Consider the following 13754-nt stretch of genomic DNA (forward strand, 5'->3'; position numbering starts at 1 on the left):
TATAGAAGTAGTTGTATTGCAAAAAATGTATGAGAGTGAGTTCTCATACATTTTGCTTGCATATGTTACGATCATACTTCGGTCACCTTCTCCGTATGTTCTGCTTGATTATTTGCAGCATTGTGGAAGATGATTTTAATCGTCGTTCCTTTACCAACTTCAGAATCCAGTTTGACAGAGTGACCTAAATAATCACAAATTTTACTTACAATATAAAGTCCCATACCAGTAGATTCTCCGAATGCGCGACCGTTTTTCCCTGTGTAAAATGGTTCAAATACTCTTCGAATATCTTCTTGCGGAATACCAACACCTTCATCGCGAACTTCTAAAATAATATCTTTTCCGTTTCGGTAAGCAGATAAGAATACTTTCTTTCCGCGTTCCCCAGAGTAACGAACAGCATTTGTCATTAACTGATAGATGATAAATTTTAGCCATTTCGCATCAGAAGCAACTTTTAAATCAGAATGGACTTCTAAAACAGGGAAGACACCATTACGAATGAATAGTTCTTTTAATCCGTTAATATTTTTTGTTACCGTATCTTTTAATGAAATCGTCTCGACATGGAAATCTTCATGGAAGTTATTTAACCTAGCCATGTATAAAGCCATATCAAGTCCTTGGTTTAGACGCTCTAATTCTTTTTTAAACTTTGGAATTAAATGCTCGTCTTCCATTTCTAGCACCATAAGCTGCATAACAGAAACAGGTGTCTTCATTTGATGTACCCAATGGTTAATGAATAATTGATGTTCTTGTTGTTTTACTTCATACGATTGTAGTTCTTTTTGGAATAGACGGTACTGCGTACGTACGAGTTCATTGACACCGTGAGGCATCGGAGCAGTTGCTCTTTCAATAAACGCATCTTCCATTTTTTCTGGTTGCTCACTTAATCTATGGTACATTCTACGATTGCGAACGTAACGATAAGCGAGGAAACAAATAAATAAGTATAGGCTTAAAACGACGAAGTAAAATTTATTATTTTGAAATCCGTCTACTGCATCATAAAGAACGAAAATGATACCGAAGTTTAATACGTACAGTAGAAAAAATGCAAAATGATCACGTAAAAATAGCTTCATGCTTATTCACTCCAAGTTGCGTTAAAGCGATATCCAAGTCCACGTACTGTTTCAATAGAGTTCTCAATGCCAAGCTCATTAAACTTTTTACGAAGACGTGTAATGTTTACGTTTAATGTATTTTCCTCAACGAAACTTTCGTCATCCCAAAGCGCAGCTAATAAATCTTCACGGCTCGCTGTACGAGGGAATTTAGATAATAACATTTCTGCTAAAATTGCCTCTTTCTTCGTTAAAAGAACTTGTTCAGATCCAAAATGAATTTCTGGACGTTCTGGGAATAGTTTTAATCCTTCTACTTCAACGATACGTTCAGAAATATTTGGTGCATAATCACCGTAAATACGGCGTAATTGTCCTTTAATTTTCGCCATTACAACGTCGTAGTGGAATGGTTTTGTAATGTAATCATCCGCACCGCTTTCAATTGCCATAATTTGTTCCATCTCACCAGCACGCGCTGAAATGAAAATAATTGGACAAGTAGATTCATGACGAATTTGACGGCACCAGTAGAAACCATCGAATTTCGGTAAGTTTACATCAAGTAAAACAAGATGTGGTTTCACTGCGTTAAACGATTCCATAATATCATCGAAATTCTCCGCTACCACAGCCTCATAACCGTACTTCTGAATGTGAGATTGCAGTAATGATGAAATATTTGGATCGTCTTCAACGATTAAAATTTTATACATATGTATATTCCTCCTCAAAAAAACAATTGTAGCTATAGTGTATCATGTGTTTCAAGTCTTTTCATTATGTTGAAAGATAAGCTAGTAAACAGTATAGGTTAAAAGTGAGAAAAGTAAAAAGGGCGCTGGATGAAATTGACAAATAACGGTAATTGGTTTAATATTTAGATAAATATCTAAATGTCTAATTATCGAAAGGAAGAAAGACATTGAATCAAGCATTCAAAGCATTAGCAGATCCAACAAGGCGAAAAATTTTAGACTTATTAAAAGAAGGCGATCTAACCGCTGGTGAGATTGCTGAACATTTCAATATGACAAAACCAAGTATTTCACACCACTTAAATGCACTTAAAAATGCTGAACTTATTCAAGATGAAAAGAAAGGGCAATTCGTTATGTACTCTTTAAACACAACGGTCTTTCAAGATTTATTGACTTGGGTGTTTACATTTACGAATAAGGGGGAAGAGGGGAAATGAAAAAGCATCTTTTTGCAATCTTATTAATTGTTATAACTTGTTTAGCTTGGGCGTTTGCTTGGCCACATTTACCGGATACAATTGCAACGCATTGGAGCGGCGGTAAAGTAGATGGATATTCTTCTAAATTGTATGGAATGCTTTCTATGGTTGGAATTATGATTGTTTTATATATTTTTCTAAACGTGTTACCAAAGATTGATCCAAAGAAAGCAAACTACGAGAAGTTTTCTAAAGCTTTTATGATGATGAATAACGGGATACTACTGCTACTATTTGTAGGGAATATAGATATTATTACAAGTGGATTAGGATACAATTTATTCATTAATCGCGTGCCGGAATTATTAGTGGGTATTTTATTTATAGTCATCGGAAACTATTTACCACAATGTAAACCAAACTACTTTGTAGGTATAAAAACACCGTGGACATTAAGTAACGAAGAAGTGTGGAGAAAAACGCATCGTTTTAGCGGAAAGGTGTTTGTTGCATTGGGGATCATTATGATTTTAAGTGTTTTTGCACCAGTGGCGTGGAAATCTTTCGTAATGGTTGGAATTATTATTGGTGCAGTAGGATTAACGATGGGATATTCATATATTGCTTATAAAAAAGAAATAGGGGCCTAATAAAAAATTATGGGGGAGAGAGGATGAAAAGACACGTATTACCATGGAGTTTAATTAGTGGCATTGCAATTGGATGGTATATTGTATGGCCATATTTACCAGAACAAATTCCACGCCATTATAATGCAGCAGGAGTAGTAGATGGATATTTTTCTAAAATAGAAGCAAGTTCATTCTCGATAGGTAGTATGGTAGTGCTCTATATGATATGGCTAGTTTTTGGATTCATAAAAGATAAGTCTACACAGCAATCCAAAGTTCTTTCAGCGATTAATTATGCCATTCTCTTTATCGGATTTGGATGTAACATATTTGCACTATTAGCAGCGTCTAATTATATTGCATCGGGCTCAATTGCATTTAATTTTGGACTTGGAACATTGTTTCTTGTACTAGGTAATTACATGCAACAAACGAAGCCGAACGGGTTAGTAGGCATTCGAATGGACTGGACATTAGAAAATCCTGTAGTTTGGAGAAAAACACATAGATTTGCTTCGAGGGTATTTGTAATAGGTTCACTTTGTATATATGCCGGGGCTTTGCTTCCAGATCCATTTAATATTTTTATGGGGATTGGAATCATATTAATATGTATTATCGTATCAACAATAAAGTCATATAGTATTTATAAAGAAGAGTTGAAAATGTAAATAAAGCTGCTTTTCCTTTTAGGGAAGAGCAGCTTTGTTTTTTTATCACTTCTTCAAAACCGGTATCCAAATTTCACTTTTAAAGTTTGGAGAAGATATGTCTTTCTGTTCATTCCACAATATTTCCGGCCCTTCCGCTAGTTCATAGTTCGAAGAAGGGAACCATTCAGAATAAATACGTCCCCATACATTTTGTAGTGCATCAGGAAACGGCCCGACAGCTTCAAATATAGCCCATGTTGAAGCTGCGACTTCAAGTTGCGCGAATTGCTCTGGACAATCCTTTGTTGTGGCTACTCCAATATAGTGATCAAGTTCTCCTTTTTCCTCCATTCTTCCTTCAGAAAAATTAGTAGAAGCACTAATAATTCCATTAGGTTCAATGTTTGAAAGGGACTTTAATGTTTGAATAGACTCTGGGTTTAAACTTTTCCACATAGAAGCAATTTCTTCATTTACACCGTTAAAAACGATTGGTACTCGTTTTGTAATACCTATAATTCGAAAGGGCTCTTTTTCTTCAATTCGATAGTTCATTTCATTTCCTCCTTGAATGGATAATTGGAAGGTCATTGGTGAATAAGCCTTCAAAGAATGGCTACTATTTCGGGCTTCTGAAGGTGTTATACCGTGCAAGTTTTGAAATGCACGAGCGAATGAATCTGGTGAGTTGTATCCATATTTTATAGCGATATCAATGACTTTTACATTGCTGTTTTTTAGTTCAAAGGCAGCGAGAGTAAGACGTCTACAGCGAATATATTCTGATAGTGATATACCTGCTAAAAACGAAAACATTCTTTTAAAGTGATACTCAGAACAAAGAGCTAGCCTCGCAACTTCTTTAAAATCAATTTCATTCGTAAGGTTATCTTCAATATAGCGCATTGCAGCATTCATATTTTTAAGTGAATCCATATTATGACCTCCTCTGTACATAGAATAGCAGGAACGAAATAGCTCCATCCGACATTTCGTGCACAACTTTGTAGGTGCATTTTTTACCTTACAAAATTGTAATGTTCCTGTAAGGAGAATGAATGGATGGTATGATATCCCAATGTTATAGTAACAAAGTACTTTAATTCATTACGTTAACTTTTTGATTTCTTTACTTATGTGCCTTACATAACTGTCATGTTTGTGTAAGAAACATCGATAGTGGCAAGAGTAGAGAGTGTATATAGTTGAAAATAGAGAATAGATGAAATGAGGGATGTCGAGATGAAAACAGTGCTAGAAGCAAAAAATATTGAAAAAGTATATGACACGGGTGGTAATAAATTTGCAGCGTTAAAAGGTATTAACTTACAAGTAAAAGAAGGTGAGTTCGTTGGAATTATGGGACCTTCAGGTTCTGGTAAGACGACTCTACTAAATGTTCTTTCTACAATTGATAATGCGACGAACGGTGAAATTTTAATTGATGGAAAAGATATCGTAAAAATGAATGACGATAAGTTAGCGTTATTCCGCCGCGATCATTTAGGTTTCATTTTCCAAGATTATAACTTATTAGATACGTTAACGGTGAAAGAGAATATCGCTTTACCACTTGCGTTATCAAAGGTGAAAGCGAGTGAGATTGATCGCCGCGTTCTTGAAATCTCAAAGAAATTCGGTATTGATCATATTTTAAGTCAGTTCCCATATCAAGTATCTGGAGGACAGAAGCAGCGCTGCGCAGCATCACGTGCGATTGTTACGAATCCAAGTATGATTTTCGGAGACGAGCCAACTGGAGCGCTTGATTCTAAATCTGCAACAGATTTACTTGAAAGTATGAAGTCGTTAAACGAATATGATAACTCAACAATTTTAATGGTAACGCATGATGCATTTGCAGCAAGTTATTGTAAACGAGTTATTTTCATTAAAGATGGTGAACTATATAAAGAATTGCACCGCGGTGAATCGACGCGTAAACAGTTCTTCCAAAAAATTGTTGATGTAATGTCTTCTATTTCTGGGGGTATGGCTGATGACCTTATCTAGCATTGCCCTCCGCAACATACAGCGGAACTTTAAAGACTACTTTGTATATTTTGCATCTATGATTTTTAGTATCGTTATTTATTTTACATTTAAAGCATTGCAATACAATTCACAAATGGAAAAAGCTGCAGAAGCTTCAAAAAAAATTAGCGGAGCGTTCCAAGTTTCAAGTGTCATGCTTATCATTTTCGTAGCAGTGTTTATTATATATTCGAACGGTTTCTTTACACGTAAACGTAAAAAAGAAGTTGGCTTATATTCGTTATTAGGTATCCGTAAAAGACAAATTGGTAAAATGCTCTTTTATGAAAATATGTTAATGGGATTAATGTCTTTAATTATCGGTATTGCGATTGGTAGTGTCCTTTCAAAATTATTCCTTGAACTGCTAGTAAGCATGATGGGATTAAACTTAAATGTTCATTTTGAAGTACCGATGGCTGCCATTATTGATACAGCACTTATTTTCTTTGTGATTATTTTATATACATCACTTCAAGGATATCGTTTAATTTATCGATTTAAGCTAATTGAACTTTTCCGCGCCGAACGTGAAGGAGAAGCAATGCCAAAAGGATCAGTTATTATGGCATTAATTTCAGTTGTCTTAATCGGTTCAGGTTATTTTTTAGCATTAATATTCATGAAAGCAGTTAAATATGCAGACTTTATGGCAGTTGCACTTTATATTTTATTGGCGACAGTATTAGGTACGTACTTACTATTTATGTTTTTTACAGTATTCGTATTGAAACGTGCAAGAAATAATAAATCATCGTTTTATAACGGTATGAATATGGTAACGACGTCGCAGCTACTATATCGTATTAAAGGAAATGCAAAATCACTTGCGACAATTTCTATTTTAAGTGCGGTAACATTAACAGCGGTTGGTACGTCTGTTACGATGTATTACAACACATTTACGCAATCAAAAGCAGTTGCACCATATAGCTATTCTTATGAGAAAAAAGATGCAGCGCTTGATAAGAAAGTAAATGCGATTTTTGCAGAAGAGAAGAAAGATCATCCGATTAAAGATCAATTTGAAATTGAGACAGTTCCTGTAAAAGGGAAGTTTGAAGGAGATAAAGTTGATTTCATCTTTAATATGAACTACAGTATCTCAGAGAAATATCAATTTATGTCTCAATCTGAATTTAATAAGCTTGCTAAGAAAATCGACGCAGAAACAGTGAATGTAGCTGCTGATGAAGCATTTATATATGATAGTTCGTATATGGAAGGACATGAGTTTAGTCCACAATATAAAGGAAACAAAGCAGTATTCCAAATTGGGAACGAAACGAAGCAATTAAAAATCCAAGGTGCAAATGACGTTGCGATTACAAATTTAGGTGAATTAGTTGTTGTCGTTTCAGATGAAATGTATGAACAAGCGAAACAAGCATTTGGAACACGTATTGTAAAAAATATTGATGTGAAAGATGAGAAAAACAGTAAAGTGTTAACGGAAAAATTAACAAAAGTGATGCCAGCTGGTGAATCAGAAATGGTGTTATCATTTAGAGATTTCTACACTGGTTTCCATATGGGGCTTGAAGGAACAGGATTAATGATGTTTATTGGAATGTTCTTAGGGCTTGTATTCTTACTAGCAACAGGTTCTATCATTTACTTTAAACAATTAACAGAAGCAAATGCTGATCGTGAGCGTTATGTTGTACTTCACAAAATAGGGGTCACAAAACAAGAAATGAAAAAAGCTATTGCAAAACAAGTAAGCTTTATCTTTGCAATCCCGTTAGTGATCGGAATACTGCACAGCTTGTTTGCATTAAAAGGTTTAGGGAACATACTACCATTTGAAATTATGATTCCGCTTCTAATTAGTATCGGAGTATACGGCGCGATTTATATTGGATATTACTTCTTAACGGTTCGTTCTTATTATAAGATCGTGAGTGCGAAGTAATAAGGGGCAGCTATCGCTACACGCGATAGCTGTTTTTTTTATTCTTCATAAAATCTTAAGAAACTTCCTCAATTTTTATTAAGAAACGATAGTTATACTTAGACACAAGTTAAAAACTATCGAACGAATGAGGAGAGGTTTACATGCAACTCATAACATTCTTACATGAATTTATGAAACATCCGAAACATACTGGTGCAATTGCGCCAAGTTCAAAAATATTAGCAAAGAAAATGGTAGGAGTAATTGATTTTAATAAAGCGCAGTGCATTGTAGAATTAGGGCCTGGTACAGGAGTCTTTACGAAAGAAATTATGAAGAGAAAGAAGAAGGAAACAATATTTCTTCTTATTGAAATTAATGAAGTGTTTTGCAAAGAGCTAAAGAGAAAATTTAAAGATGAGCAGAACGTCATTGTTGTGCACGGTTCAGCTGAAAATATAAAGAAGTATATGGAAGAGTTCCATATAGAATGCGTGGATTACGTTTTATCGGGATTACCTTTTACTTCTTTACCAGAAGAAGTTTCAAAGCGTATTTTAAACAATGTAATGGAAGCGATACATGAGAATGGTGAATTTATTACATTTCAATATTCACTTGTGAAAAAAGGATTTATACAGCATTTCTTCCCTGAAATTACACTAGAGAAAGTGTGGCTCAATTTCCCACCAGCGTACGTCTTTAGCTGTAAAAAAGAGCTAAGGAGAGCGTATGCATAATGGAATTACATGAATTATTATCCTATATTGAGCAGTACGGTTATTGGGCATTATTTTTCTGTTTATGGTTAGGTATTATCGGTATGCCAATTCCAGATGAAATGATTGTTATGAGCGGAGGATTTGTATCTTCATTAGGTATATTAAATGTTATTCCTGCGTTTTTATTAACGTATTTAGGCGTTGTGTCCGGACTTTCTTTAGGCTATATATTAGGGAAAATATTTGGTACAAAAGTACTTGATAAGCTAATGAAAAAGAAAAAAGCAAAGTATGTTGTGAAATCGCAAGAGATGGTAGAGAAGTATGGTCATTATGCATTAGTTACAAGTTACTTCATACCAGTTGTAAGACATGTTGTACCGTATTTAGTTGGAATGAATAACATGTCATTTAAGACGTATGCTTTGTATTCTTATACGACAGGATTTCTTTGGACACTCGTTTACTTTGTGCTAGGTTCTTTATTTGGACAACATATTGAAAGAATTGTAGCAGTTGCGATAGAGTATGGCTTGTATTTTGGCGTGATTGTTTTTATTGTTACAGGTATTCTTTATTTATATAGACAAAAAAGAATCACACTGATGAGTAAATAGAAGTAAAGAAAGTTTCTTCCAGTATGAAGGACAAGATAGGATTATAAGTATAAAATTATCTTTATTTAATGGTAAAATATAGGTAAGTAGTTAAGGGAGGAAGAGCGTTGTGCTACTCATTTTTAGCCTTATCTTAATTGGAATTATGTGCAGTATGAAAATAGTATCTTTACACATGATAGAACGACAAAAGGTAGAGGAACGATATGTATATTGTCCAAAATGTGATACAAAAATTAGAAGAGGAAATTCAGCTCCTTTTTGTTCGAAATGTAATTTAATATTTTAAAAATAAAAAGTCCGAAATCACTTTATATAGTTTCGGACTTTTTATTTTTAAGTAAACATTAATCCACCTAGTTCTCTTTCGTTTGTTTATTAGCTAAAATGGATTATGAATAACAATAGTATGTAAACGAAAATAAATATAAATGTACACATGGAGTGTTATATTTGGAGATTTTAATCATAGTAGGATGCCTATTAATAGGAATTATTTTGATTAGTATAAGTATCTATCGATTTGTTAAAGAAATAAAAGAAAAAAATTCAAAGAAAGAGAAATGGAAAGTAGTAGCTGGAAATTTGATAGAGTTATTTAGTGATCCATTGCACGGAGCACCGTTCTATTTTTTAACTGGGGGTCTCTTTTTTGTAATCGGGCTGTTATTTCTTTCTATGGGAATGGGATGGCTTGAAATTGATTAAGGCGTATTAACAAAGATGTTTCATAGTTGTATTGCGAAGAGGAGAGAGCAAATGCCGGTTATAAGAGATATACAATTGAGTTTTCTAAAAGTAAAAGAGCATACTAGAAGCACTGAGACATTACAGTTAGCATCTACAAGCAACTACGATGAAGATATCTCTTTTGGTAAAGAGACGAGCTGTATTACTTCTTTATATTGTCGACATATGCCAAAGTTAAGAATGGAGTATGAGAAAGGTATTTTGATTCATTGTGTGGATGATATTTCATTACTCGATGAGTGGGAGAAGAAATATAGAATTTTTCCTGAATATATGAATGTTTTTGTGGAGTATGAGAGTGTGAAGGATTTTCCATATTTATCAGATAGAGAGAAAAAAGAATTAGCCCTTCAAATCGTTCATGCGGAAATGAAGCGTTTAGCTGTGAAATATGATTGGGATATAGAAGAGTTAGAAAAAGTGAAGAATAAGATACTAGAATTGAATTATAGAAACGAGTTCGTATATATAAAAAAGAGTAGTCCGAATAAAAAATACGTATGTAATATAACATGTCAGCATGAAGTGGCTTATGCTGACGTGTACTTAGAAATAAGAGAGTATAGAACGAGGCGGTTAATCAAAAAGGAAAAGCTTATTAGAGAAGAAGATATGTATAAGATGTTTCATCATGTTAGTGAAGTGGCTTGGAAGTTAAATCATAAAGTGCTACTGATGAATGATAAAGGAAAAACTGTATGGATGTTAACCTTTTTAGAGAAAGATATCCCAGCTAATTTAGTTTGGAAGATTGAAAGAATAGATTGAAAATAGATGAGAAGTGGAGTGCATATGATGGAGACACAAATCGTTATTGGAGTACCTGGTTTATGGAAAGATAGAACAGAATTAATACAAGAAGTTGTGAGTAAAAGTAACTATATATTAGCGGGAAATGTGATGCACCATAAGGAGAAAGAGATTGGCTTTGAAATTGATATATATGAACAAGACCCTTCTTTGAGAGAGGCTTTCTTCTATGCAGGTGGTGAGCGTTTTAATGAAGAATTGCTTCAGGAGTTGGAGAAGCATACTTATACAGTGTATATTATTGCAAAAGTTGACGATACAGAGAGATTACAAGAAGTAATTGATGTAGGAATGGAACTTTTAAATGCAGGTGGACTTGCTTTAAAAGTTGAAACAGCAGGTGTGGCTTATTTGAAAGAAGAATGGCAAGAGCTTGCAGAGGATAAGGAAATCTTCCCGATGTATTCGCACCTTGTAACTTTAGTTGGAGATGAAGAGGACGGTTATTATTCATGTGGAATGCAAGCATTTAATCTACCAGACGTTGTTTTAGACGGAGGGATAGATCCGGAAGTAGCTGTAGATTTATTGAATGATTTTAACCTACATAATATATTGGAAAAACCTAATTTGAAAGATGGAGATACAATTAGTTTCACAGAAGATGCTCCAGTGTATCTCTTATCTCATTATATAGATAATCGTTATGAACAAGAGGATCCATTTTATAATCCGTGTGGGGTATGGAAGTTAGAGAGTGCTTCGGCAAAGAAATCTATCTTTCAAAAATTGGGGAGTGTGCTAAAAGGATGGAAAAATACATAAAAGAACAGAGGAGTATATGTGATAAATATAAAGCGGAGTATGTAGAATCTCCGAATGACTTGAAATTAGGAATAGCGCAAAATGTGAAAGATGGTATTGTTCCGATTAATGGGTTACGAATGCCTATAGAAAACGGAACGACAGGTTGGTACATTTGGGCTGGTGAAGAAATGGGGACAGAAGAAGATTTCTTTCTTCCTTTACATGTTCAACATATTGATGAATGGGCACCTGAAATAAAGAAGTATTTAGGGTTACCACCTGGTTGGAGATTTTTAATTGCTGGAGATTACGAGGACGTGTGGTATGATCCGAATTTGTTTGATGAAGATTTAGAAGAGGATACAGATGAATGGGAAGAAAATATGCTACAAGAGTATGGATGGTACATGCATAGCATATTAGCAGAAGATATTGATGGCATCCATGCTAATTATCATACGCATGGTCTAAGAGATAACTTTAATCATCAAGATTTACAAATAGCATTAAATATGGATCCTGAAGTCGCGCATAGTGTTTTTTGTACCATAATAGAAGAAATAAAGAGCGGAAAAAAGTTTGAACAAGGGATTGAGTATACGGATATTATTGAAGGATATCCCATTATTATGAAGTCTTTCGTAGAGATGGATCGAGAAGTTTTGAGGGTTTTATTACCTGATGAAAGAGGGATTCTTCCTACTAGGTCAGAGTGTGATGAGTGTTATAAGACTCAATTGGATAGTATTGAGGAAATTTGATAAAAAAAGAGCTTGAAACTATTCAAGCTCTTTTTTTATCACTATTTATGTCCTAAAATATGCTCAATCTCATGCAAACTTAATTTACTTGCCTTAGCAATCGTTTCAAGTGGTATACCAAGATCATACATATTTTTAATCATTTGAATTTTCCCCTGTTGAATGCCTTTTTCAAGCCCTTTTTCAATGCCTTTTTCAAGCCCTTTTTTAATTCCTTGTTCCATTCCTCTTTTTATTCCTTCTGTCTCTGCATGGGCGAATTTTGCTGCTTCATCCATTAAAACTTTCTCCCTTGCGTCATAGGCTTGTCGGAAAGAAGAATCCTGACTCATACGTTCCCATTTATTTATTGCTTTTTGTAAAATAGGGTCTTGGTTCATAGCAATATCCTCCAATAGTTTAGTTAAGTGCTCATCCTCATTTGCTGAAAGCAATAAAAGCCAACGAACAAATGGATCTTTCCACGGATTTACTTTTTCTTCATGCCATTGTTCAGTTAACTTTGGAATTTCTATAATGTGGATTTCAATGTCGTCACTCAGGAGTTTTTGTTGTTGTGTATTCCATAATATGCTTGTTGTATGGAAGGCTGGGTGTTCCGAAAACATTACGAAGTTTAGTAAGTTTATGGTGATGGTTTTGTGAAGTGCACTGTAGGGCATCCCTTTTTGTAGTTGAGATGTGTATAGTCTTCCCCAATAATATAAACTGCGTTTAACCATATCGTGATTATTATTGAGTTGTATTTCTACATTGACTTTTGTTCCTGTGTCTAATGTTGCTGAAATGTCTAAAATAGATAACTTATCCTCTTCATATTCCCTGTGTAAATGTGGATCTTCTAGTTGTAGAGAAGCAATGGGCGACTCTAAAGACTCTTGTAACATAGCATTTAAAAATGCAATTAGAATATCTTCGCTACCATTCGTACCAAACAATTGTTTAAATGCAAAATCAATGCGTAAATTAACTAACTGTTGGTTGAAAAAAGTTTGTCCTCTCCCTTATATGAAGGTGCTTCTTTCCTTCATTGTACATAAAAAGAACTAGAGTATGCAAACAAGCCATTCTTCTATTTTTTAGTAGTGTTATTAGAATGTCACAGGTAAGTATGGTTATGTTATACTCTAGTGAAATTAAAAAAATATTTTTGTTTATATCGGGGTGAAGATGCTACATATGCAAAAAGATATTTTAAAACTATTAGATAAAAAGCAAAGTAAGTATGAATTTCCTGCCTTTGATAATGAATATATTGATATTTCACAAGTGAAATTCTCTCTTTTCTTTAAAGATACTAAGGATTGGCTAATGGTGTTTCAAATTGTTGGTGTAGGTTCATTAGGTGTATGTAATGATATTCAAGTATATGGCGATAGAATTACTCATTCAATGGGTGATGATTGCATTTTACAATTAAATAATGGCGATTATGAGTTGTTTGATGATGAAGGTGAATTTATACCGAATATTTATAACGGCAGTTTAAAAATTCGCGAGCATCATTTTGAATATGAATTTACAGAAGAAGATTATATAAATAATGGAATAGAAGTACAAACGACAGAGCATTATCCAACATACTTCATGCGTATGCTTGCTACTAATGAGGAAGCTCAAAAATTATTGTGGTGGGATAAAGGAGAAATTTTAGAAGAGTTCGGTTTAGAAGGCGACTGGAAAGTAGCGTATGAAACGGAAGAATGGAAACATGTTGAAGACGAAAAAGTAAGTGAAAATGAATTCTTCCAATCAGTAGCCTCTGCAATAGAGAAGAAAGATCCAAGTGTTATTGTGAATGAAAATGCTAATACGCATTGGAGAAATTGGGTAGAGTTTGATTGTGACTGAAAAGGATAGGAGAAAGAATAACAA

Annotated in this window: 17 protein-coding genes; 13 read left to right on the forward strand and 4 right to left on the reverse strand. The window is 34.1% G+C overall.

What is annotated here, in order from left to right; translation table 11 throughout:
• Positions 1 to 71: 71 nt before the first annotated feature.
• Positions 72 to 1094 carry a sensor histidine kinase gene (locus ACTFRU_RS27195; RefSeq protein WP_000765342.1) on the reverse strand — a complete coding sequence of 341 codons (1023 nt, stop codon included), beginning with the start codon at positions 1092 to 1094 and terminating at the stop codon, positions 72 to 74.
• 2 nt (positions 1095 to 1096) lie between these two features.
• Positions 1097 to 1792, reverse strand: a complete 696-nt coding sequence (locus ACTFRU_RS27200; protein WP_000276738.1) for a response regulator transcription factor — start codon at positions 1790 to 1792, stop codon at positions 1097 to 1099.
• 209 nt (positions 1793 to 2001) lie between these two features.
• On the opposite strand from ACTFRU_RS27200, the gene ACTFRU_RS27205 reads away from it, so the two are divergent.
• From ACTFRU_RS27205 to ACTFRU_RS27215, 3 genes are read left to right on the forward strand one after another with little or no spacing between them, the layout of a single operon-like run.
• The gene (locus ACTFRU_RS27205; protein ID WP_001070523.1) at positions 2002 to 2274 is read left to right on the forward strand and encodes an autorepressor SdpR family transcription factor; all 273 of its coding nucleotides are present in this window, start codon (positions 2002 to 2004) and stop codon (positions 2272 to 2274) included.
• On the forward strand, positions 2271 to 2906 hold the full coding sequence (locus ACTFRU_RS27210; RefSeq protein WP_000716355.1) for an SdpI family protein: 636 nt from the start codon (positions 2271 to 2273) through the stop codon (positions 2904 to 2906). Before ACTFRU_RS27205 ends, ACTFRU_RS27210 begins: the two co-directional genes overlap by 4 nt.
• Before the next feature lie 23 nt (positions 2907 to 2929).
• A complete protein-coding gene (locus ACTFRU_RS27215) occupies positions 2930 to 3559 on the forward strand; it encodes an SdpI family protein (protein WP_000820681.1) in 630 nt (209 codons plus the stop codon).
• A gap of 45 nt (positions 3560 to 3604) precedes the next feature.
• On the opposite strand, the gene ACTFRU_RS27220 is transcribed toward ACTFRU_RS27215, so the two are convergent.
• Positions 3605 to 4477 carry an AraC family transcriptional regulator gene (locus tag ACTFRU_RS27220; RefSeq protein WP_440037978.1) on the reverse strand — a complete coding sequence of 291 codons (873 nt, stop codon included), beginning with the start codon at positions 4475 to 4477 and terminating at the stop codon, positions 3605 to 3607.
• Between the two features lie 306 nt (positions 4478 to 4783).
• Here ACTFRU_RS27220 and ACTFRU_RS27225 point away from each other — a divergent pair, with 306 nt between their 5' ends.
• The 9 genes from ACTFRU_RS27225 (at position 4784) to ACTFRU_RS27265 (ending at position 11879) form a co-directional block, all read left to right on the forward strand.
• A complete protein-coding gene (locus tag ACTFRU_RS27225) occupies positions 4784 to 5554 on the forward strand; it encodes an ABC transporter ATP-binding protein (RefSeq protein WP_000859655.1) in 771 nt (256 codons plus the stop codon).
• Positions 5541 to 7490, forward strand: a complete 1950-nt coding sequence (locus tag ACTFRU_RS27230; RefSeq protein ID WP_100618326.1) for an ABC transporter permease — start codon at positions 5541 to 5543, stop codon at positions 7488 to 7490. Before ACTFRU_RS27225 ends, ACTFRU_RS27230 begins: the two co-directional genes overlap by 14 nt.
• 143 nt (positions 7491 to 7633) lie before the next feature.
• On the forward strand, positions 7634 to 8212 hold the full coding sequence (locus ACTFRU_RS27235) for a class I SAM-dependent methyltransferase (protein ID WP_100618327.1): 579 nt from the start codon (positions 7634 to 7636) through the stop codon (positions 8210 to 8212).
• Positions 8212 to 8811, forward strand: coding sequence for a DedA family protein (locus ACTFRU_RS27240; protein ID WP_025709992.1), 600 nt, complete (start codon positions 8212 to 8214; stop codon positions 8809 to 8811). The genes ACTFRU_RS27235 and ACTFRU_RS27240 overlap by 1 nt, the downstream gene beginning before the upstream one ends.
• A gap of 109 nt (positions 8812 to 8920) precedes the next feature.
• Positions 8921 to 9100, forward strand: a complete 180-nt coding sequence (locus tag ACTFRU_RS27245; RefSeq protein ID WP_001986677.1) for a hypothetical protein — start codon at positions 8921 to 8923, stop codon at positions 9098 to 9100.
• A gap of 164 nt (positions 9101 to 9264) precedes the next feature.
• A complete protein-coding gene (locus ACTFRU_RS27250; RefSeq protein ID WP_000404319.1) occupies positions 9265 to 9519 on the forward strand; it encodes a hypothetical protein in 255 nt (84 codons plus the stop codon).
• A 51-nt stretch (positions 9520 to 9570) separates the two neighbouring features.
• Positions 9571 to 10329, forward strand: coding sequence for a hypothetical protein (locus ACTFRU_RS27255; RefSeq protein ID WP_025709993.1), 759 nt, complete (start codon positions 9571 to 9573; stop codon positions 10327 to 10329).
• Between the two features lie 27 nt (positions 10330 to 10356).
• Positions 10357 to 11136: a DUF4261 domain-containing protein gene (locus tag ACTFRU_RS27260; protein WP_048534978.1), complete on the forward strand. Its 780-nt coding sequence runs from the start codon at positions 10357 to 10359 to the stop codon at positions 11134 to 11136.
• A complete protein-coding gene (locus ACTFRU_RS27265; RefSeq protein ID WP_000417366.1) occupies positions 11121 to 11879 on the forward strand; it encodes a DUF4262 domain-containing protein in 759 nt (252 codons plus the stop codon). Before ACTFRU_RS27260 ends, ACTFRU_RS27265 begins: the two co-directional genes overlap by 16 nt.
• Before the next feature lie 41 nt (positions 11880 to 11920).
• On the opposite strand, the gene ACTFRU_RS27270 is transcribed toward ACTFRU_RS27265, so the two are convergent.
• Complete coding sequence (locus ACTFRU_RS27270; protein ID WP_033695230.1) at positions 11921 to 12838, reverse strand: Rpn family recombination-promoting nuclease/putative transposase; 918 nt, start codon at positions 12836 to 12838, stop codon at positions 11921 to 11923.
• A gap of 220 nt (positions 12839 to 13058) precedes the next feature.
• Here ACTFRU_RS27270 and ACTFRU_RS27275 point away from each other — a divergent pair, with 220 nt between their 5' ends.
• Positions 13059 to 13730: a DUF7003 family protein gene (locus tag ACTFRU_RS27275; protein WP_025709996.1), complete on the forward strand. Its 672-nt coding sequence runs from the start codon at positions 13059 to 13061 to the stop codon at positions 13728 to 13730.
• Positions 13731 to 13754 lie beyond the last annotated feature (24 nt).

The organism is Bacillus cereus group sp. MYBK220-1 (assembly GCF_051916445.1).
Classification (GTDB): Bacteria; Bacillota; Bacilli; order Bacillales; family Bacillaceae_G; genus Bacillus_A; species Bacillus_A cereus.

What these genes read in the sequence shown, in the direction of transcription:
- ACTFRU_RS27195 (WP_000765342.1), bottom strand. Translation starts at nt 1,094, where the DNA reads ATGAAGCTATTTTTACGTGATCATTTTGCATTTTTTCTACTGTACGTA.
- ACTFRU_RS27255 (WP_025709993.1), top strand. Translation starts at nt 9,571, where the DNA reads ATGCCGGTTATAAGAGATATACAATTGAGTTTTCTAAAAGTAAAAGAG.
- ACTFRU_RS27275 (WP_025709996.1), top strand. Translation starts at nt 13,059, where the DNA reads ATGCAAAAAGATATTTTAAAACTATTAGATAAAAAGCAAAGTAAGTAT.
- ACTFRU_RS27265 (WP_000417366.1), top strand. Translation starts at nt 11,121, where the DNA reads ATGGAAAAATACATAAAAGAACAGAGGAGTATATGTGATAAATATAAA.
- ACTFRU_RS27220 (WP_440037978.1), bottom strand. Translation starts at nt 4,477, where the DNA reads ATGGATTCACTTAAAAATATGAATGCTGCAATGCGCTATATTGAAGAT.
- ACTFRU_RS27200 (WP_000276738.1), bottom strand. Translation starts at nt 1,792, where the DNA reads ATGTATAAAATTTTAATCGTTGAAGACGATCCAAATATTTCATCATTA.
- ACTFRU_RS27230 (WP_100618326.1), top strand. Translation starts at nt 5,541, where the DNA reads ATGACCTTATCTAGCATTGCCCTCCGCAACATACAGCGGAACTTTAAA.
- ACTFRU_RS27215 (WP_000820681.1), top strand. Translation starts at nt 2,930, where the DNA reads ATGAAAAGACACGTATTACCATGGAGTTTAATTAGTGGCATTGCAATT.
- ACTFRU_RS27260 (WP_048534978.1), top strand. Translation starts at nt 10,357, where the DNA reads ATGGAGACACAAATCGTTATTGGAGTACCTGGTTTATGGAAAGATAGA.
- ACTFRU_RS27225 (WP_000859655.1), top strand. Translation starts at nt 4,784, where the DNA reads ATGAAAACAGTGCTAGAAGCAAAAAATATTGAAAAAGTATATGACACG.
- ACTFRU_RS27210 (WP_000716355.1), top strand. Translation starts at nt 2,271, where the DNA reads ATGAAAAAGCATCTTTTTGCAATCTTATTAATTGTTATAACTTGTTTA.
- ACTFRU_RS27240 (WP_025709992.1), top strand. Translation starts at nt 8,212, where the DNA reads ATGGAATTACATGAATTATTATCCTATATTGAGCAGTACGGTTATTGG.
- ACTFRU_RS27235 (WP_100618327.1), top strand. Translation starts at nt 7,634, where the DNA reads ATGCAACTCATAACATTCTTACATGAATTTATGAAACATCCGAAACAT.